Annotated in this window: 20 protein-coding genes and 2 pseudogenes; 18 read left to right on the forward strand and 4 right to left on the reverse strand. The window is 34.4% G+C overall.

Going from position 1 to position 19,645, the window contains the following annotated elements:
* Positions 1-93 precede the first annotated feature (93 nt).
* On the forward strand, positions 94-996 hold the full coding sequence (locus ABH957_RS13555; protein ID WP_404491221.1) for an AraC family transcriptional regulator: 903 nt from the start codon (positions 94-96) through the stop codon (positions 994-996).
* Between the two features lie 318 nt (positions 997-1,314).
* Here ABH957_RS13555 and ABH957_RS13560 read toward each other — a convergent pair whose 3' ends face one another.
* Together ABH957_RS13560 and ABH957_RS13565 are read right to left on the reverse strand one after the other, a co-directional pair.
* On the reverse strand, positions 1,315-3,057 hold the full coding sequence (locus ABH957_RS13560) for an ATP-binding response regulator (protein ID WP_404511443.1): 1,743 nt from the start codon (positions 3,055-3,057) through the stop codon (positions 1,315-1,317).
* A gap of 9 nt (positions 3,058-3,066) precedes the next feature.
* Positions 3,067-3,771, reverse strand: coding sequence for a response regulator transcription factor (locus ABH957_RS13565; protein WP_404491219.1), 705 nt, complete (start codon positions 3,769-3,771; stop codon positions 3,067-3,069).
* A gap of 139 nt (positions 3,772-3,910) precedes the next feature.
* On the opposite strand from ABH957_RS13565, the gene ABH957_RS13570 reads away from it, so the two are divergent.
* The 12 genes and pseudogenes from ABH957_RS13570 to aceA all read left to right on the forward strand — a co-directional run bounded on the left by ABH957_RS13570 (position 3,911) and on the right by aceA (position 15,397).
* On the forward strand, positions 3,911-4,759 hold the full coding sequence (locus ABH957_RS13570) for a CPBP family intramembrane glutamic endopeptidase (protein WP_404491218.1): 849 nt from the start codon (positions 3,911-3,913) through the stop codon (positions 4,757-4,759).
* A 1-nt stretch (position 4,760) separates the two neighbouring features.
* Positions 4,761-5,117, forward strand: a complete 357-nt coding sequence (locus ABH957_RS13575) for a hypothetical protein (RefSeq protein ID WP_002064186.1) — start codon at positions 4,761-4,763, stop codon at positions 5,115-5,117.
* A 31-nt stretch (positions 5,118-5,148) separates the two neighbouring features.
* A complete protein-coding gene (locus ABH957_RS13580) occupies positions 5,149-5,448 on the forward strand; it encodes a hypothetical protein (protein ID WP_061676514.1) in 300 nt (99 codons plus the stop codon).
* A gap of 262 nt (positions 5,449-5,710) precedes the next feature.
* A complete protein-coding gene (locus tag ABH957_RS13585) occupies positions 5,711-6,979 on the forward strand; it encodes a M48 family metallopeptidase (protein WP_404491217.1) in 1,269 nt (422 codons plus the stop codon).
* Positions 6,980-7,114: 135 nt separating this feature from the next.
* A pseudogene (locus tag ABH957_RS29460) lies at positions 7,115-7,894 on the forward strand (MCP four helix bundle domain-containing protein); the annotation flags it as partial.
* A gap of 156 nt (positions 7,895-8,050) precedes the next feature.
* Complete coding sequence (locus ABH957_RS29465) at positions 8,051-8,842, forward strand: methyl-accepting chemotaxis protein (protein ID WP_483862340.1); 792 nt, start codon at positions 8,051-8,053, stop codon at positions 8,840-8,842.
* 219 nt (positions 8,843-9,061) lie between these two features.
* Complete coding sequence (locus ABH957_RS13595) at positions 9,062-9,970, forward strand: DMT family transporter (RefSeq protein ID WP_113937640.1); 909 nt, start codon at positions 9,062-9,064, stop codon at positions 9,968-9,970.
* An 86-nt stretch (positions 9,971-10,056) separates the two neighbouring features.
* Entirely contained in the window at positions 10,057-10,239 is a 183-nt protein-coding gene (locus ABH957_RS13600; RefSeq protein ID WP_404511445.1) for an S-layer homology domain-containing protein, read from the forward strand.
* Between the two features lie 400 nt (positions 10,240-10,639).
* Positions 10,640-11,290 (forward strand): S-layer homology domain-containing protein, encoded by a 651-nt coding sequence (locus ABH957_RS13605; protein WP_404445976.1) that lies wholly within the window; start codon positions 10,640-10,642, stop codon positions 11,288-11,290.
* A 361-nt stretch (positions 11,291-11,651) separates the two neighbouring features.
* Positions 11,652-12,317, forward strand: a complete 666-nt coding sequence (locus tag ABH957_RS13610; RefSeq protein WP_000727132.1) for an S-layer homology domain-containing protein — start codon at positions 11,652-11,654, stop codon at positions 12,315-12,317.
* A gap of 187 nt (positions 12,318-12,504) precedes the next feature.
* Positions 12,505-14,094, forward strand: a complete 1,590-nt coding sequence (gene aceB, locus ABH957_RS13615) for a malate synthase A (protein ID WP_404491213.1) — start codon at positions 12,505-12,507, stop codon at positions 14,092-14,094.
* A 25-nt stretch (positions 14,095-14,119) separates the two neighbouring features.
* Complete coding sequence (gene aceA, locus ABH957_RS13620; RefSeq protein ID WP_002125874.1) at positions 14,120-15,397, forward strand: isocitrate lyase; 1,278 nt, start codon at positions 14,120-14,122, stop codon at positions 15,395-15,397.
* A gap of 136 nt (positions 15,398-15,533) precedes the next feature.
* Here the strand turns inward: aceA and ABH957_RS13625 are convergent, their stop codons facing one another.
* Positions 15,534-16,028 carry a DUF6584 family protein gene (locus tag ABH957_RS13625; RefSeq protein WP_113937645.1) on the reverse strand — a complete coding sequence of 165 codons (495 nt, stop codon included), beginning with the start codon at positions 16,026-16,028 and terminating at the stop codon, positions 15,534-15,536.
* 279 nt (positions 16,029-16,307) lie between these two features.
* Between ABH957_RS13625 and cspA the strand changes: the two genes are divergently transcribed.
* Positions 16,308-16,511 carry an RNA chaperone/antiterminator CspA gene (gene cspA / locus ABH957_RS13630; RefSeq protein ID WP_002011282.1) on the forward strand — a complete coding sequence of 68 codons (204 nt, stop codon included), beginning with the start codon at positions 16,308-16,310 and terminating at the stop codon, positions 16,509-16,511.
* A 26-nt stretch (positions 16,512-16,537) separates the two neighbouring features.
* A pseudogene (locus tag ABH957_RS13635) lies at positions 16,538-16,799 on the forward strand (hypothetical protein).
* Positions 16,800-16,849: 50 nt separating this feature from the next.
* On the opposite strand, the gene ABH957_RS13640 reads toward ABH957_RS13635, so the two are convergent.
* On the reverse strand, positions 16,850-17,035 hold the full coding sequence (locus tag ABH957_RS13640) for a hypothetical protein (protein ID WP_219301615.1): 186 nt from the start codon (positions 17,033-17,035) through the stop codon (positions 16,850-16,852).
* A 264-nt stretch (positions 17,036-17,299) separates the two neighbouring features.
* Between ABH957_RS13640 and ABH957_RS13645 the strand changes: the two genes are divergently transcribed.
* The 3 genes from ABH957_RS13645 to lepB all read left to right on the forward strand — a co-directional run bounded on the left by ABH957_RS13645 (position 17,300) and on the right by lepB (position 19,583).
* Complete coding sequence (locus tag ABH957_RS13645; protein ID WP_002011279.1) at positions 17,300-17,881, forward strand: competence protein ComK; 582 nt, start codon at positions 17,300-17,302, stop codon at positions 17,879-17,881.
* Positions 17,882-18,215: 334 nt separating this feature from the next.
* On the forward strand, positions 18,216-18,809 hold the full coding sequence (locus ABH957_RS13650) for a TVP38/TMEM64 family protein (RefSeq protein ID WP_002030302.1): 594 nt from the start codon (positions 18,216-18,218) through the stop codon (positions 18,807-18,809).
* A 210-nt stretch (positions 18,810-19,019) separates the two neighbouring features.
* Positions 19,020-19,583 carry a signal peptidase I gene (lepB, locus tag ABH957_RS13655; RefSeq protein ID WP_113937649.1) on the forward strand — a complete coding sequence of 188 codons (564 nt, stop codon included), beginning with the start codon at positions 19,020-19,022 and terminating at the stop codon, positions 19,581-19,583.
* Positions 19,584-19,645: the final 62 nt, after the last annotated feature.

The following is a 19,645-nucleotide window of genomic DNA, read 5'->3' on the forward strand; positions in this document are numbered from 1 at the left end:
AAAGTTACAATTTTTACGAAATTATAGTAAAAAACGTCAAGAATTGGATAGGATTCTCTTTTATCATAATACATATAAGGCGGGTGAACAGAGATGGAAAGCTATGAAACACAAATTCAAAGGTCAATTGATTATATTGAGGAAGATGTAATGGAAAAACAAACGCTGCGTAATTTAGCACGTGTTGCAGGTTTTTCTGAGTCGCATTTTCATCGTGTATTCCAGGCGTTAGTAGGCGATACAGTAATGGAGTATGTTCGAAAGAGGAGGTTAGCCCGGGCAGCTTATCAACTTTCTCATACGGATGAAAAAGTTATTGATATCGCATTTGAGCATGGCTTTCAATCTCACGAAACGTTCACGAGAGCCTTTAAAAAATTATTTCAAATGACACCAAGTGAATATCGAAAACAAGAAATTGAAACACCAATGTATTATAGAGTGAATGTGAAACAAAGAAAATTAAATCCATATTTAGGGGGCATACAAATGGAATATCGTATTGTAAATAAACCAGAATTTTTAATGGCGGGTTATGAGCTGAAGACGACAAGTAAAGAAGGAAAAAACCATCAAGATATCCCAGCATTTTGGGAAGAATATTTACAAAAAGATCTTGGAACGACGATTCCGAATCGTAAAGATACGAGCCAATGGGTAGAGCTAGGATTATGTACTGATTTTAATTTAGAAACAGGGGACTTCACTTATATTATTGGAATGGAAGTTACAGACTTTGAAAATGTACCAAATGAAGTTGCAAAGCGTACATTCCCATCCGCAACATATGCAGTATTTACAACGCCGAAAGTTCCTCATGAAGAAATGGTATCGTCTATTCACCAAACGTGGAATGCTGTATTCTCAGAATGGTTCCCGCATTCAGGATATGAACATTGCGGAGTTACAGAGTTTGAACAATACGATGAGCGTTGCCATGCAGATAAGAGTGAATTTGCTCAAGTTGAGCTTTGGATACCAGTGAAGAAGAAGTAATAGGAGGAAAAGCGAGCCACTGAGTGGTTCGCTTTTTTATTTCGTAAAAACCTGATTGTTGAATCGTTGTTTGTAAGAAATATGAAACAGCTGCTCTTATAATATAGGTTGCTATATTTGACGATTTTTGTCGGTAAATCGATATATCTTGAAAATCGCTGATATAATTCGAGTTACGGTTGATATATTTAGAAAATCATCGATATAATTTCATTTACCGAAAAACTTCCCCAGAAAAGAAAAAATAAAAGATACTCAACAAAATTTCCTTCACGAAATAATGATCCAAAAAAGAAAAGGCGCCATATAGCGCCTTTTCTACGAACTAAACGGAAACACAAGTATAATCGTCGTTCCTTTTCCAAGTTCACTATCAATGAAAATCGTTCCGTTATGGGCATGAACGAGCTGTTTTGTAATGGCGAGACCAAGTCCAGTTCCGATGTTGCTTTCTTCTGTATTCGTTCCTCTGTAATATCGCTCGAATAGAAGTTCTTTCGTTTTATCATCCATACCTTTTCCATTATCTAAAATAGATAGTGTAAATGAATTTGTATTTTGCGAAAGTTTTACGATTACGTTTGTCGTTTCATTATTATGTTTTACAGCGTTTGCGAGTAGGTTTTCGATAATACGTTGGAACCATTTTTCTTCAATAAAATATTGGATTTTGCTTGAACTTGGCACGAATTCAATGTTTTGATTTTGGAGTGTCGGGTTATTAATAAATTGTAATAGTACTTTTCGGACGAACTGATTAATTTCAACATTTACGTGTTGCGCAGGAAGAGTATCATTTTTTAATTGATATGTTAAGCTTAAGTCGTCAATTAATGTAGTCATATATTGAGATTTTTCTTTCATTACATGGCCAAATTGTTGAATGTCTTGATCCGTCCAATTATATTGCTTCGATTCTAGTAATAATGCATAGCCGTATATAGAGCTAAGCGGTGTTTTTAGATCATGCGTCAGGCCGGTAATCCACTCTTCACGTGTTTGTTGCAGTACTTTTCTCATTGCATCGTTCTTTTTCAAAGTAATAGAAAGGTGCTCTAGTGAGTTTGTAACATCTTTAAATATGCGGAACGACCATTTTTCTTTACCGGAGCGCCGAAACCGAACAGGTTTGCCTTTTTTACTAACAGGTTCTTCATATTTTCCTCCGGCTATGTTTTTAAGCCAGCGCATCGTGTGTAATAAAGGCTTTCCAAACTTATTTCCATACCAAATTGAAAGAATGACTAAATAAACAAACACAATAAGGAGGATTAAGCTGCATCCGATTAGAAGTTTCTTGGTAAATATATCATCTAATTCATCATCTGGATAATAATGAGCGTTTGGGGCGGATACAACGACGAGATGACCGCTATTTGAATCGTAAAAACTAGATGTATTTTCTTTATAATTCCACGGTTCTTTTTCATTAAGAGCCGTTTTTATAGCCGAAAATGTTTTTTTCTTCCCAGTTGGATAGGAAAAAACTTCTTCGCCATTGTTATTAAATATTTGCAGTGTTGCTTTTTCTTTAGAAAGTAATTGTTTTTCTTGTTCAGTTAATGCAAATTCACTTAATGATAAAGAAGGGTGTCCTTGTTGTATCGTTTTTAGTAATGCATTACTTTTTAGTTTGGCACCGTAAATAACGATCACTGGTTTCTTTTCTAATTTAATTTCCCAATAGTTAAATTTATAAATATTGTTGTTACTATTCTGTAAATACGTAAGTAAGGATGTCTTTGTGTAAGAGGTCGGAACATCGTTAGGCGTATTAAAGTTGTAAAGGACCTTTCCATCTTCATCTACAATTTGAAGCCAATCACTCTTTTCTGTTATTAAATCTTTTACCTCAGATTTTAAAGTAATGTTATTGTCTTCAGAAGAAATATATTCGGAGATTGTAAAGGTATCATAATCAGAAATATTAGGTTCATATAAAGTACTATTAAGAAGAAAAATTAAATAAGAAAAAGAAGCAATTACTGCGATAAGTAACGTAACTAAGACAAAAACGTGTTGTAAAATAAACTGGATTATAAGTCGTTTATTAAAATTCATATCTTTAACCTACTTTGTAATGAACTTATAGCCAAGTCCACGAACTGTTTTTATGTATTCTGGTTTACTTGGATCTTGTTCAATTTTTTCACGTAGTTTTCGAATGTGAACCATAACAGTATTATCATCTCCATTATAGGCAGGTGCTCCCCAAACTTTTTCATATAATTCTTCCTTCGAAAATACGTAGTTCGGATTCTCACAAAAGAATAGTAGTAGTTGAAAGAGTTGAGCGGAACATTCGACAACGTTTCCATCTACTGTTAGTTCCGCAGAATGTTGATCAATTTCAAATCTCCCAAATGAAATGGAGTGTGCGTTTTGTTCGTGTAGTACTGTTTGTTTCATATGTCTTCGAAGTTGTGCTTTCATACGAGCTACGACTTCTAATGGATTAAATGGCTTCGTAATATAATCATCTGCACCGTATGAAAATCCAGATATTTTATCTAAATCAGATGCCTTCGCTGATAGGAAGAAAATCGGACAATCTGTTTGTTGGCGAATAATCGGACAAATATCAAAACCAGATTGTCCAGGAAGCATGACATCTAAAATAATTAAATCGTAATTGTTTTTTTCGGTGAGAGATAAAGCTAATTCAGCTGATGTTGCAGTTGTAATATGAGAAAAACCTTCTTTTTCAAGAATGGTAGTTAGTAGTTGTAAAATTGCTGTTTCATCATCGATGAGTAATATATTTGCTTGATACATATGAATCCCTCCTAATTTCCTCGAATATCATATCATCTTTTTGTAACTTATGGAATTTTTAAGGAAATTTTAAGGTTTTCTTTCACAAAAAATTAAGATTCAAATGATATGATAAAAGTAACATGGGGAGGAGATGAATGTGAATCCGTTTCAAACGATGCGAGCTAGATATTTTTTAATTGTATTTGCACTATTAATTTTAATAGCACGAAGCAGTAATGAATTGCTAGAAAGTACATTTCATATACAAAATTCATCTTTTATAAATATGCTTATATTTTATATCCTTCCAATAATATGGATTTTTTACGGATATAGAAAGCATCGTGTTTCATTTTCATTATTTATTAATAGAAACGAAACATTTAACCTAGTGCAAGTTTTGTACATCGCGATTATGCTTTGTATGTTTAGTTACGGCTATCTTATTTTATATATGTACAGCTTTGCATGGATTACACCAGATTTTATTATGAATGCCTTGCATGAACCGATTATAGATAGTACCGGGGGATATGTATTTCAATTTATTAGGGTTGTATTTATCGCGCCTATTGTCGGAGAGTTTGTTTTTCGAGGGTTTTTACTGCAGCGTTTTGCAGCAAAATGGGGTACTAGTATAGCAATGGTCGTTGTAGCACTTTTATTTGCTTGCTTACATGTTGATTTCCTTGGTGCAGTTGTGTTTAGCGTCGTACTATCAATCGTATATATTCGTACGAAAAGCTTGCTCATGCCAATTGCTATTCATATGTTAAACAATGCGCTTGTAATCGGCGTTTCTTTTCTAATAAATAAAGAAGAGATAATGAGTTTTGCAGATTTCTCAAATTATACGACGTTCTTTCCAGGACTTATTATTTTTATAACGGGATTAAACTTAGTACTCATCTTTTTATTTGTTAACCGCAAATATTGGAATAAAGAAATGCCAGCTATATATGTAGAGCAGGGAAAGAGTTTTTCAGATGTAGTGGGGGATAAGTAAGATGAAGAAAACGTTTGAAAAAATATTGAAAGACATTATAGAGTCTACGTCTCTTACAGATATGTGTGATAAAAGCGTTTGTCATTGGGTGCAACCTGTAGTAGATACAATTGTGTTTCCAGAGTATTACTTATTTTCTAGTACTCATGTAAAAGAAAATATTATTTCTCTTCTTATTGTGTTAGGGGTTTTACTAATATTTGGTCTAATTGTAGAAGAAATGATGAAGCGCATCTTCAAAAAAAATGAAGAGAAGTATATGTGGGTTCATAAAGTATTCGAGAAAGTAATGGTGGCTTTCCTTTTGTTTTATGGCATGAAAACAATCATTTACTTTATAGCTTTGAAACATCATTAATTCGAAATTTGAAAGGGATGTATAAAATTATATGAATGAAACAATATCATCAAATAAGTTTTTTTATTTGATTGTGCTTAGTATAGTGCTGATAACGACAGTCAATGTTATTCTTCGCTGGGAGGAAGCGTATTTCTTTATGTATTTAGCACTCCATTTGTTAGGAATATTATGTATAAGCGGCGGAATAGTTGCTGAAAAAAAGAGTGAAGAAAGCGTTAATTATATGTGTGTGACCGGTCTTATTTTACTTTTAGCTGTGCAAGGTATTATGAAATATAGTTCTTTTTCTCTGCAAGATTTTAGTTTATTAGTGGATGTACTTCCTTAAGGGGGCGCGTCATATTTCAAGACTATGAATATATACGCTATATAAAAGGCGCTGGTTTAATATGTTGGGGTGTAAGTACGTTTCTTATTCCAGATTATGAACCGAAGAAAGGGTCTAAAGGTAGGTAAAACTCTTCTTTTTGTAGAAGAGTTTTTTTATGTAAATAAAAGGATCTCGAGCAATTCGCGTAATAAGCTTGTTCTAATTTAGCATGTACGAACTTACAATAATAATAGACAGGCAGCATAGAGGAGGGAATAGCGTGAGGAAAGTTATTGGGTGGTCGCTTTTTTTGTACGTTGGGTTTGCGTTACTTATATATTGGTATTTATTTGGATGGAATCATGAACTCATTCCGGACATGTATAAAGGAACGAGTGCAGATCCAGAAACTTTTATGAATGCGAGGGAGCTTACGCTAAGTCAAGATTATTCGCGTGTGAAAAATTTACTGTTCTTTTTAGCGACGCCTCTTGAATGGATTATTTTATTATTTGTACTCGTGCTCGGTATTTCAAAAAAGTTTGAGAAATGGTCGAAGGAAACGACCAAAATAAATGTCTTACAAGTTGCGATTTATTTCTTTTATTTATCACTACTAACAACAGTTCTTGCATTACCGATGCAGTGGATCGGGCGTAAAGTATCCGTTGCTTACGGTATTTCCACGCAAAGTACACAAAGCTGGATAAAAGATCATGTTATCGATTTTTGGGTGAATTATGCGACTATGTTACTCATTGTTTCGGTTCTGTTATGGCTCATCCGTAAATTTCCAAAGAGATGGTGGCTAGCAGGGTGGGCGCTCTCTGTACCATTTACAATCTTTTTAACGTTCGTGCAACCTGTTATTATTGATCCACTTTACAATGATTTCTCGACGCTAAAAAATAAAGAATTAGAAACGAAAATTTTGACAATGGCAGATAAAGCTGATATTCCAGCTAAGCACGTATATGAAGTAAATATGTCGGAAAAAACGAATTCGTTAAATGCGTACGTAACGGGAATTGGCCTTAACTCACGCATTGTAATGTGGGATACGACGCTTAAGCAATTAAAAGATAAAGAGATTTTATTTATAATGGCTCATGAAATGGGACATTACGTAATGAAACATATATATTGGGGCGTTGCGAGCTATGTGTTGCTATCGTTTATAGGTATGTATTTAATTAGTCGTATTATAAATATGTGTATTCGAAAATGGGGAGATACACTGCAAATTCCAAAATTAGCATGTTTCTCAATTTTACCTTTATTTTTCTTAATTTCCTCTTTATTATCTTTTGCAGCACAACCAGCAACAAACTACGTTTCTCGTATAGAGGAACGGGCGGCAGATCAATACGCTCTAGACATGACGAAAGATGGAAAATCAGGTGTGAAAACTTTTCAATATTTATCAAAAACAAGTTTAAGCCAAGTGAATCCGCCTGCGTTAGTGAAGTTTTTCTTATATACACATCCACCAATTTTCGAAAGAATTCATACGTTTGAACAATATGAAAAACAAAAAAACAAGAAGTAGCGATTATGCTACTTTTTTTTTATAGAAATATAAGTTTGGTATTGGGAATATTTATCATTGCTTTTTATTGTGATTTTGTAAATAATAAGCTATAAAATTCTAAAAATCTATATATAAAGGAATAAAGGTGGAAATATGTATTTTTTACAAAATTTAAAAGTGAAACATAAATTATTCTTACTTATCTCATTAGCAGTTTTGGGCATGGCAATTATGAGTTGTGTAGCAATTAATTCTATTAATAAGATTAAGCACGATACAGAGGTTGTAGTAGATGATTATCAAAATTCTGCAGTTTTATTAGAAGGAATGCTTCGTACACAAAATTCACTAGAATATAACTTACTAGAATTAATTACAACGTCACAAAATGAGGGGACAAATAAAGAAGGGATTATTGGTAATGTTGAAAAGGATCTTAAAAAATATGATTCTTTATTAAAAGAATATGATGATGGCGTTGATTTAAGTAAGCAAGAGGATGAGCTGTTTCAGAAGATGAAGAAATCTTTGCCAAGTTATATGGAGACATATAAGAAGTTGTTTGACAAAGCAAAGGGAACAAATGAATCTCAAATGGTAAACGAATTTCAAAAGGACTTAAAACCGAAGGGAGTAGAGTTAGCTGGTTATGCTGTAGATTTAGAAGAGTATGTTTCAAATTTAGCTGACCAAGTATTTAAAGATTCTCAAAAAATGATAGATCGGTCCGTTATTACCTTTATCATTCTTGCAGTAGTTACTACAATCATTATATGTATAGTAAGTTATATTATTAGCAAACTTATAGTTGCTCCTTTACAAACGGTTAGTCGTATGATGGAAAGAGCAAAAGAGGGAGATTTAACTGTACATGGTGATTATAATGCTAAAGATGAATTAGGTATATTAGTAAGTGATTTTAACGAGATGATTGCAGGGCTAAGAACAAATATGCAAGAAGTAGAGAATAATATTCAGCTTTTATTCCAACATGCAGACGGAGTAGTATCTGCATCAGAAGTATCTAGCGGTGCAGCAAAGAAAATCACTATAGATATTGAAGAAGTTGCCAATGGCGCAGAGAGCCAAATGCAAGCAATGGAACAAACTGCGGGTGCGATGGAAGAGTTGACACAAGGAATGCAGAGCATAGTGAATACATCATCCTCTGTAAATGAATTGTCTGCTCAATCAGCATTAGATGCAGAGAGTGGTAACAAATTAATGAAACAAATGATTCAACAGATGGATACAATCCAAAATTCAGTACATAGTGGTGTGAAACAAGTAGAGACTATGAAAGAACAATCAGAAGAAATTGTTAAAATTATTGATGTTATGCAAGGTATTACCTCTCAGATTAACTTATTAGCATTAAATGCCGCAATTGAGGCTGCACGTGCTGGAGAAAGTGGTAGAGGATTTGCAATTGTGGCAGATGAAGTAAGAAAATTAGCAGAACAATCTAGTGATTCTGCAAAACAAATTGAGAAACTTATTATTCAAGTTATGGGAACAACGAACCATACGGTACATATGATGGGGAAAGTAGATAATGAGGTGCAGGCAGGTACTCAAGTAGTAATGCATACAGAAAAAGTATTTGGAACAATTACAAAAAAAGTGCAGCAAGTATCTGAGCAAATTCAAACGGTATCTATGTCTACAGATGAAATTGCAGCGAGTAGTGAGGAGATTTCTGCTTCTACAGAAGACATGGCGCAAATTTCTCAAAGGTCATCTGATCGAACTGATAGGGTAAAAGAGTCTATTCAACAGCAAGAAAAATCAGTTCAAGAAATCTCAGTTTCAATTGAGCATCTGCATAGCGTAGCAGGAGGATTAAAGCAGATTGTTTCACAATTTACTCTTCAAAAATAGTATATTTAAGTTTATATATAGTGAAATTCCTCTGAATAAATAGCAAAAAAATCATCCTTTATAAGAAATAAAGGATGATTTTTTTATTATGAAGATTTGGTGTGAATTCTACTTTTTACATTCTATTTTTTTACAGTTTTTCAATTGTGATATATAATGATATGTAATGTTTTTAGAATTTTTAGTTTATAAAAAGATGATTGTAGGGGGAGGAGAAAATTGTTTCATTCAAAATCAATGCCGACTATAAAAATGATCCTTTCGATGTCTATTTTCGGATCGATTGGATTTTTTTCTGTCCAAACGGGTTTACCATCTTTTGAATTAGTATTTATTCGTTGTATTTGTGCGACTTTATTTTTAACGCTATGTTGGTTTGCAACAGGACAATATAAAAATGAGAAATGGAATAAAAAAGAAATTGTGCAAATATTAGCGTGTGGCGTATTTCTCGTTTTTAACTGGGTGTTTTTATTTAAAGCGTTTGAACTCATGTCGATTACAATTGCGATTTCAGTGTATCATCTCGCGCCAATTATCGTATTAATGATCGGTAGTATCGTATTTAAAGAGAGACTTACAGTATTTGCTGTTATGTCCATTGTTATTTGTTTTATCGGCACAGTGTTAGTAGCTGGAGTGGACGGTAGTATGTCACTTGAGAAATTAATGTCATCTGGAATGGTATGGGCACTTCTTGCGGCTTTATTTTATGCTTTTACCACGTTACTAGGAAAGGGGATTCAGCATACGAGCGCATATGCGATGACCTTTTTACAAACGTTTTTAGGCATATTTTTATTGCTGCCATTCGTAGATTTCGGACATTTTCAAGGATTAACAGAGATGAACTGGATGATGATTACTGCGACAGGACTTATACATACTGGGTTTGTATATTACTTGTTTTTTGACAGTTTAAGGGATTTACCGACGAGACTTATTTCTGTATTAGTGTTTTTAGATCCTGCTGTTGCAATTTTGTTAGATACGATTTTTACCGGTTTTAGACCGACTAGTATGCAAATTGTAGGGATTATTCTTATATTTGTAGGAATGGCATTTACTTTTCGAAAAACGAAGGATGAAAAAGTGGTGGTAAAAGAAAATACGTATTATGAAGTGTGAAAAATTACCTCCTATCGTATTGAGAATCCCCTTATTTTTTATACAATATAAGAGTAGGAAAATAAAGGAAGATGCGGATGAGAAGGATGAAAAAGTTATTAAAGGTAGCTACATCATTAAGTTTAATAGGGTGGATATTTGTTAGCGGTGATATTGTTTCAGCAAATAAAGCTATAGTTGGAACGGGTAATGGTTTATTTGAACCAGAAAAACTTGTAACCCGTGAACAGTATGCGAAGTTCTTAAATAATACAATTCAAAGATTCTAAGCAAACGATTAATCTATGAAGATCGAAAAAAGCGCAAATATGATATTTGCGCTTTTTTTGTCTATAAAGTGAAATTTTTATAAGTGAAGGACTTGATTAGTAGATAGTAGAATATTGTATATATAACATCTTTGCAAAAGCTTTTGTTTATCCTTTTTGAAAATCAAACAGAGAAACTAGAGCGCAAAGATAAGAGTATTTCTTCAAATGATTTGCATGCAATTCAGAATACCAATTGGAATTGAGAGCGAATTGGCTCTCCTAGTAATCTTCAAAATAATAGATGTTAAAAATGCAATATATTACATAGGGCTTGCAAATACAGCATATGTAATATGGGGAAAGAATTTAGTCTATTATGTTCCACTTTTAATAAAGTGGAAATGAAGGAGCGAGGACTATGAAGAAAAAAATGTTCCGTATAATGGCGGCAGCGACTATTATGGGTGGATTATTGGTAAGTGCAAATGTTCCTAACATAAAAGCAGAAGAATATCCTGAAATGATTGTATTTGACGATGTCCCAGTAAACCATTGGGCATATGATTATATTCTAGATGCGGCATATAATAAAATTATGCTAGGTTATGGAAATGGAAAGTTTGGTGTAGGTGATAACGTAACACGTGAACAAGTGGCGGCAGTACTGTATCGCGCACTTAATATAAAACATGAAGGCCCATTAAAAAATCCTTATAAGGATATTTCTGAAAGATCAACAATGTTTCCAAATGAAATTTTAGCATTAACAGAGCGCGGTATTTTTAAAGGTGATGAGAAGGGGAACTTTAGACCTAGGGAAACAATTACACGTGCAGAAGTAGCGCAAGTTCTTACACAGGCATTTTCATTTGAAGTGAAGCAACAGCATACATTTAAAGATGTACCGAATAATTACTGGGCAAAAAATTCAATTAGTGCTCTGCAATCAAATAATGTCATAGTAGGGACAGGAAATGGAAAGTTTGAACCGAATAAAGTTGTAACACGTGAGCAATATGCAACATTTTTATATAAAGCTATTATTAATTTTCATTTGAAAGATGAATAACATGAAACGGAAGTTTTTAAAAAAATAGTACAAGAAAAATAAAATTATATTAATATATCATATTTCTTTAAAAAAAGCGCGGAAATTACGCGCTTTTTTCTTATTTTAAATTGTTTATCTGTATATTTATTCTGCTGTTCATAGTTCCGTGGTTAGTATTTATGGAAAAAACAGGTTAATTATAGTTACTTTTTATTGAAAAAAAGTACGATTTAGTAACTTTATTGTTAATTAAGTATAAAGATAAGTATGTGAAATACGGTTCACAAATTAGACAAACATTATATGGATAAGTGTATTGTTACTTTTCCATAAATTCTTTATATTAGAAAAAAATATGTTTTTTTAGGGAGAGAATACAGTGAAGAAAAAGATTTTAAAAGTAGCAACAGCTTTAACAATTATGGGTGGAGTTGCATTTAGTGCTGAAGGCGCTACAGCGAATGCTGAAGTAGCTGCTAAGCCTAAGCCACAACAAGCAAGTCAGGCTATCTTTAAAGATGTACCAGCAGGACATTGGTCTTACGAAGCAATTCAAACTTTAGCACAAGAAGAAATTATGCTTGGTTATGGAAATGGCGTGTTCGGTTTTGGACATAACATAACTCGTGAACAAGTAGCTGCTTTAATTTATCGTACTATCGATTTCAGTGAAGTATTCGAGGAAGGCGATATCCTTGAGAATCCATACAAAGATATTAATGAAAAATCAACAATGTTCTTAGAAGAAATTTTAGTATTAACAGAGGTAGGTATCTTTAACGGTGATGGAACTGGAAACTTTAGACCGAAAGATACACTAACACGTGCAGAAATGGCTCAAGTGCTTACAGTAGCATATGAATTAGAAGTAAAAGGAACACAAGGATTTAAAGATGTACCGAAAGGACATTGGGCATACAATGCGATTAATGCAGTAGGTTCAAATGGTATTTCTGTAGGAGATGGAACTGGAAACTTTGCTCCAAACATGAAAGTAACACGTGAACAATATGCGCAGTTCTTATTTAAAACAATTTTTGAATAAATAATAAAAAAGAGTCAGTGTTATATAACACTGACTCTTTTTTTGCTTGAAATCATAATGGATAAACACAGTTTTGTAAAAAAACCATTAAATTTTCAAAAAAAACTTCCTTTTCTGAAGATTTGTTATATAATATAAAACATAAAATCAAATCTGTTATAAGACAGCTTAAAAAGGGGATGCTAATATGTCGACGCAAACTTCACGGGTTACACTGGCCGGAGAAATGTTACCAGCGTACAACGAAATATTGACACCTGAGGCGCTTAGTTTTTTAAAGGAACTGCATGAAAATTTCAATGAACGCCGCACGGAACTTTTACAAAAGCGTGTGGAGAAACAAAAAAGAATTGATGCGGGGGAGTTTCCTACGTTTTTAGAAGAGACAAAGCATATACGTGAAGGGGATTGGACAATCGCCCAGCTTCCGAAAGATTTAGAGGATCGCCGCGTGGAGATTACTGGTCCGGTGGATAGAAAGATGGTCATTAACGCTTTAAATTCAGGAGCACATCTTTTTATGGCAGACTTTGAAGATTCGAATGCACCAACTTGGAGAAATGCTGTCGAAGGTCAAATTAACTTACGAGATGCTGCTGTGAGAACGATCTCACATAAAAATGAAAACGGAAAAGAATATCGTTTAAATAGTAAAACAGCTGTATTAATTGTGCGTCCGAGAGGGTGGCATTTAGAAGAAAAGCATATGCAAGTTGACGGTAAGAACATGTCTGGCAGTTTAGTAGATTTTGGATTGTACTTTTTCCATAATGCGAAGACGCTTTTAGCAAAAGGAAGTGGCCCGTACTTTTACTTACCGAAAATGGAAAGTTACTTAGAGGCAAGATTATGGAATGACGTTTTCATATTCGCTCAAAAGTATATCGGTATTCCGAATGGAACGATTAAAGCGACTGTGTTAATAGAAACGATTCACGCTTCATTTGAAATGGATGAAATTTTGTATGAACTAAGAGATCATTCTGCTGGTTTAAACTGCGGACGATGGGATTATATATTTAGTTTCTTAAAGAGCTTCCGTAATCATAATGAATTTTTACTTCCGGATAGAGCGCAAGTCACGATGACAGCGCCGTTTATGCGCGCGTATTCTTTGAAAGTTATTCAAACGTGTCATCGTCGTAACGCGCCAGCAATCGGAGGGATGGCGGCGCAAATCCCAATTAAAAATGATCCAGAAGCAAATGAGGCAGCTTTCGAGAAAGTGCGTGCTGATAAGGAGCGCGAAGCTTTAGACGGTCATGATGGGACTTGGGTTGCCCACCCGGGACTTGTACCGGTTGCAATGGAAGTATTTAATCACATAATGAAAACGTCAAATCAAATTTTTAGAAAGCGTGAAGAAATACGTGTAACAGAAAAGGATTTATTAGAAGTACCGATAGGAACGATTACAGAAGGTGGTCTTCGCACGAATATTAACGTCGGTATTCAATATATTGCATCTTGGTTAAGCGGGAGAGGAGCAGCTCCAATTTATAACTTAATGGAAGATGCGGCAACAGCGGAAATATCAAGAGCACAAGTATGGCAGTGGATTCGTCATGAGGGTGGAAAGCTAAGTGATGGCCGTAATATCACTTTTAAATTGATGGAAGAATTGAAAGAAGAAGAACTAGCAAAAATAGAAAGAGAGATTGGTAAGGAAGCATTTAATAAGGGGAGATTTGAAGAGGCTACAAAACTGTTTACAAACCTTGTTCGTAATAACGAGTTCATGCCGTTTTTAACATTACCGGGTTATGAAATTTTATAAGAAACAAGAAAAGGGGATGGAACATATGAAAAACGAAAGAATTGATAAATTGCAGGAAAGCTGGGAATTAGATACGCGCTGGAAAGGGATAACACGTCCATATACAGCTGAAGATGTAATTCGTCTGCGCGGATCGATTGATATTGAACATACGTTAGCGCGCTGCGGTGCAGAGAAGCTTTGGAAATCACTTCATACAGAAGATTATATTAATGCACTTGGGGCATTAACAGGAAACCAAGCGATGCAACAAGTGAAGGCTGGATTAAAAGCAATTTATTTAAGCGGTTGGCAAGTAGCGGCAGATGCGAATCTTTCTGGACATATGTATCCTGACCAAAGCTTATACCCGGCGAACAGTGTGCCAGCTGTTGTAAAACGAATTAACCAAACACTTCAACGTGCTGATCAAATTCAGCATATGGAAGGTAGCGGTGATACAGATTATTTCGTCCCAATTGTGGCGGATGCTGAAGCTGGGTTTGGTGGACAGTTAAACGTATTTGAATTAATGAAAGGGATGATTGAAGCGGGTGCATCTGGCGTGCACTTTGAAGACCAATTATCTTCAGAGAAAAAATGCGGGCATTTAGGCGGAAAAGTATTATTACCGACGCAAACAGCGGTGCGTAATTTAATTTCGGCACGTCTTGCTGCGGATGTAATGGGTGTACCAACAATTATCGTTGCAAGAACAGATGCAGATGCAGCAGATTTAATTACGAGCGATATCGATCCAGTTGATCAAGAGTTTATTACAGGTGAAAGAACGCCAGAAGGGTTTTATCATACGAAAGCAGGTCTTGATCAAGCAATTGCACGTGGTTTAGCGTATGCGCCGTATGCAGATCTCGTTTGGTGTGAAACGTCGGAGCCAAATTTAGAAGATGCAAAACGCTTTGCGGACGCAATTCATAAGAAATATCCAGGGAAGCTACTTGCTTACAACTGTTCCCCTTCTTTTAACTGGAAACAAAAATTAGATGAAAAAACGATTGCAAGCTTCCAAAAAGAAATTGCATCGTACGGTTATAAATTCCAGTTCGTAACGCTTGCTGGATTCCATTCGTTAAATTACGGCATGTTTGAATTAGCGCGTGGTTATAAAGAGCGCGGCATGGCAGCGTACTCTGAATTACAACAAGCAGAGTTCGCAGCAGAGAAATACGGTTACTCAGCAACGCGCCATCAACGCGAAGTAGGAACAGGATACTTTGATGAAGTAGCACAAGTGATTACAGGCGGTACTTCATCAACGACTGCTCTAAAAGGATCCACAGAAGAAGAACAGTTTACGAAATAAAGGTATAAGTAGGTGCCCCCCAAAAAAATTTGGGGGCACTTTTCTTATTTATTATTACGTCGCTGACATTGTTAAACTTTGTCGGAAAGTGGATGTGATTTTATTTGTCGTCGTATTGTGGGACGTTCACTTCTATTTAAAATATCCAATCCAATATAGTGAATATACCAATAATAGCAGTGAAAAGAAGGAATGCGAATAATGATAGACAGCCCCATGTAAATAGTTTGTCTTTCCATGTTTCTTCATAATCATCAATTAGTTTCTCTATCACTTTTTTCTGCAATGGCTGTAAGGGACGTTCGGTGTGTAGTCCTGTAATAATGTTACGATCTCCTTTGAATTTTAAAGCACGTACAATATGATAAGAGTCGTTTCCCATCGATTTTTCAAATTGTAGACATGCCGCGTGCATAACATCTGTTTTCTCTTTTTCAAGATACCAATACCGTCCAGCCATTTCTGGGTATTGTAATGTAAAGTAAATGTCACCGAGTTTTTTCCTAATTTCTAATTCATTCGGATAAGTAGCGATTAATCCGTGTAATCTATCTCTTGCTTTTCCAAGGTTGTTATTTTCAATATCTTTTTCAATTCTCTTTAATGTTTTTTTAGGGATTATTTCTGTCATACACGCCTCCTTATTAGAATAGGTGTGGTTATATTTTATAAAAAATACTAAAATTTAGAAACTTTATTTTTAAAAAGGATTGTACATTCTATTTTAAGTATGCTATGATAATACCAGTTGAATAATTAAATTAAGCAATCCATATATTATCAAGTGCCGAAAACAAACGGGGAAAAGTATGTGAGAACTAGTTTATGTTTCGAATTTGATAATGTGTGGATTCTTTTTTTATACATGAAGACTAAATAATAAAATGTATTTTCTTAGGAGGAAATAATTATGACAGTTACAGGACAAGTAAAATGGTTTAACAACGAAAAAGGCTTCGGTTTCATCGAAGTTCCAGGCGAAAACGATGTATTCGTACATTTCTCTGCAATCGAAACTGATGGTTTCAAATCTTTAGAAGAAGGCCAAAAAGTTAGCTTCGAAATCGAAGATGGCAACCGTGGACCTCAAGCTAAAAACGTAATCAAACTATAATTTTATAGTTTATTATAGAAAAAAGGATGGCTTATGCCATCCTTTTTTTTGTTGTTGAGATATACGATATTTATATTAGTAATAAAGACAGCCTAAAAAGTACGATTGAAGAAATAAAGGCGTACTCGAAAACTTATGAAAATGATAAAGTGACGGTAATTGATTTGAGGAAGTCTCATTCTCGTTATTTAGATCAAGAACCATATATAATCATAGTACAGGTTGAAAGAGATACAGAGAATCTTGGAAGAAAAAATAGTAGGTTTTTTTGAGGATGAAGAAGAATGAAGGAAATGGTAATCAGTATGTAAAAAGGCTTTCCCGTAAAGGAAGGCCTTTTAGTGTTCTTTCACAGCTTTTTTCTTTTCACGTTTCTTGCATTCTGGACATTTAGATTTACGAAAAGGCTTCGCGAAGAACAGTAAAATAAAAAATAAACCGAATATAATACTCGCTGAATTTTTTACGATAACAATGCTACTATTTTTCATTTGAATTGTTGGATGATCTTGATTTTCTTCCATGAGAGACCTCCGTATATTTGATTTATATTTTAATTATAGCAAAGTTGATTGTTGTAATGATGTGAAAAGAGGGGGCGATTATAAATAATTTTTATATAGTCATTAACGTGTTTATTTTCATATTATTATTCTGAGATTTATAAAATGTTTGATAAATGATAAAAGATTGTAAAAAAGCGTAATCTGTAAACCATTTCCTTTTCATAGGTGCTAAAATTATATATGCAGCTGCTAATATAAATGGAAAAAAGGAGATAGTAGACTATGGAAAGTAAAGTAGAACGTTATGTCGAAAACTATGTTGTAAGCAAAAATACAATGGCCTTACTTCCTGTTGTTCTAGGAGAAAAGAAAGTTGTTACGCGAATTGTTGAAATGGAAGATTCTTTTTTCGTATTTCAAAAGCCTCTTGATATTATAGAGAGAAGTTGCCGGAAGCATGGTTCTAGTTTCTTTGGAAGAAAAGAAGGAACGAAGGAGTTAACTCGTATTACACATAAAGCTCCTATCGCAATTAGCCCGACAGATCAACTTTATTTTTTCCCTACGTATTCTTATTCTCGAAAAGAGTGTGCGTGGTTATCTCATTTTCATATTGAAGATAATAAAGAATTAAAAGATGGAAATCTTATTATTAGATTTATAAATGGTTTCGCTGTGAAACTAGAAATGTCAAAAAGTAGCTTTGAAAATCAGCAAAATCGTACAGCGAAATTACGGACAGAGTATGAAGATCGTAAGAAAAAACAAGGAAATCCTTGCTTTAAAGAGATTGATAAAAATGAAGAATCTAAATTAACACCAGCATATGAGAAAGTGTATTTTGTGAAGGAAGGCGAAGTGTGAGAGGGAAAGGATGGGGAGACTCATCCTTTTTATTTGTCTGTTTTTGTCGGAAAGTCGATAAAAATCAAATTGTGATTGATGTATTAAGAAAATCACCGGTGTAATTTCATTTACCGAAAAAATCATCAAAAAATATTGTTCCTCAAACAGCCAAACATACAACAAACCTTGTCGAATATTGAAAGATTATCATAGCATAATAATGAAGGAATTCTAGCGAATGATATGGAAACTTTAATAAATACATCTCCATATGTCGTATCTACCATTTCCTCTTTCATTTAAGCGATGATACAGTAGAGGTAGTAATTAGAGTAAAGGGGTAAAGTGTAGAATGGATTTTCAAACGATCAAAGAGTATTTTTCACCAGAAAATATGGATCATATTGTTGAAAGTTATCGTGCGTTCGGACCGCTTCTCGGTATTGGCTTACCGATGATAGAGGCGCTTATTCCGGCATTGCCACTCATTGTGTTTGTGTTGGCGAATGCTGTTGCATTTGGTTTTTGGTTCGGTTTTCTTTATTCATGGATTGGGTCAGTAATTGGTGCAATGCTTGTATTTTTCATTATTCGTAGCTTTGGAAGAAGTCGTTTCTTTTCTTTTGTAAATAAGCATGAGAGAGTGCGAAAAGCGATGGGATGGATTGAAAGAAAAGGGTTCGCGCCAATCTTTGTTATATTTTGTTTTCCGTTCACACCATCTGCGCTTATAAACGTTGTAGCTGGTTTATCTCGCATTAGCGTAAAACAGTTTGGACTAGCATTAGCATTTGGAAAGCTTGTTATGATCTTTATTTTAACGTATATCGGTCATGATTTAGTGTCATTTATTCATAAGCCGGTGAAATCGGTTATTGTGGGCGTTGTTATTTTTATTTTATGGTATGTCGGTAAAAAAATTGAAGTAAAGTTAGAACTACAGTAGGAAAAGTCTTCTTTGTCCCGCTATTTGAGGGCAATAAAACTCCCACCAAAAAATTCGACTGAAGCAAAGAAGTTAGGTGGGAGATCAAACTGCCCGTAAATGCCCGATTGGTGCGGGCTAATAATCGGTGGGGGATGAACAAAACCCCCACCGATTAAGTTTCACTTTATAAATGCAAGCTTAATTATTAAAGGGCGAGGGGAGAAGCGAATGAAGAAAACTTTGAAAAAAGAAGGGCTAGAGTGGATAAGAACAATTTTAATTGGTGTACTATTAGCTGTATTTTTTCGAACGTTTTTCTTTTCAACGTACGTTGTAGAGGGGAAGTCAATGATGCCGACATTGCAAGATGGAAATATGCTCGTTGTGAATAAGGTGAGTTATCAAGTAGGGGACTTGAATCGATTTGATGTCGTCGTTTTTCATGCGAATAAAAAAGAGGACTATGTAAAGCGAATTATTGGTTTACCTGGGGATCATATCGAATATAAGCATGATAAATTATATATAAACGGACAATTCGTGGAGGAACCTTATTTAGAGACGTATAAGAAAGAGACGAATGGACGGCAATTAACAGGTGATTTTAAATTAGAAGAATTAACGAAAGAAAAGTTTGTACCACCCGGTTCTATTTTTGTAGTTGGTGACAACCGCCTTGGTAGTTGGGATAGTAGGCACTTCGGCTTTGTGAAAGCTGATACAGTTGTCGGTAAAGTTGATTTACGATATTGGCCGATTCAAGAGGTACAAACGAATTTTTCAAAAGGCTGATATAATAAAATGAAGTATAAGGAAAAGACAAACGAGTATGTTTGTCTTTTTTATCGTCCTAT

The organism is Bacillus sp. RC242 (assembly GCF_044908245.1).
GTDB classification, from domain to species: Bacteria; Bacillota; Bacilli; order Bacillales; family Bacillaceae_G; genus Bacillus_A; species Bacillus_A mycoides.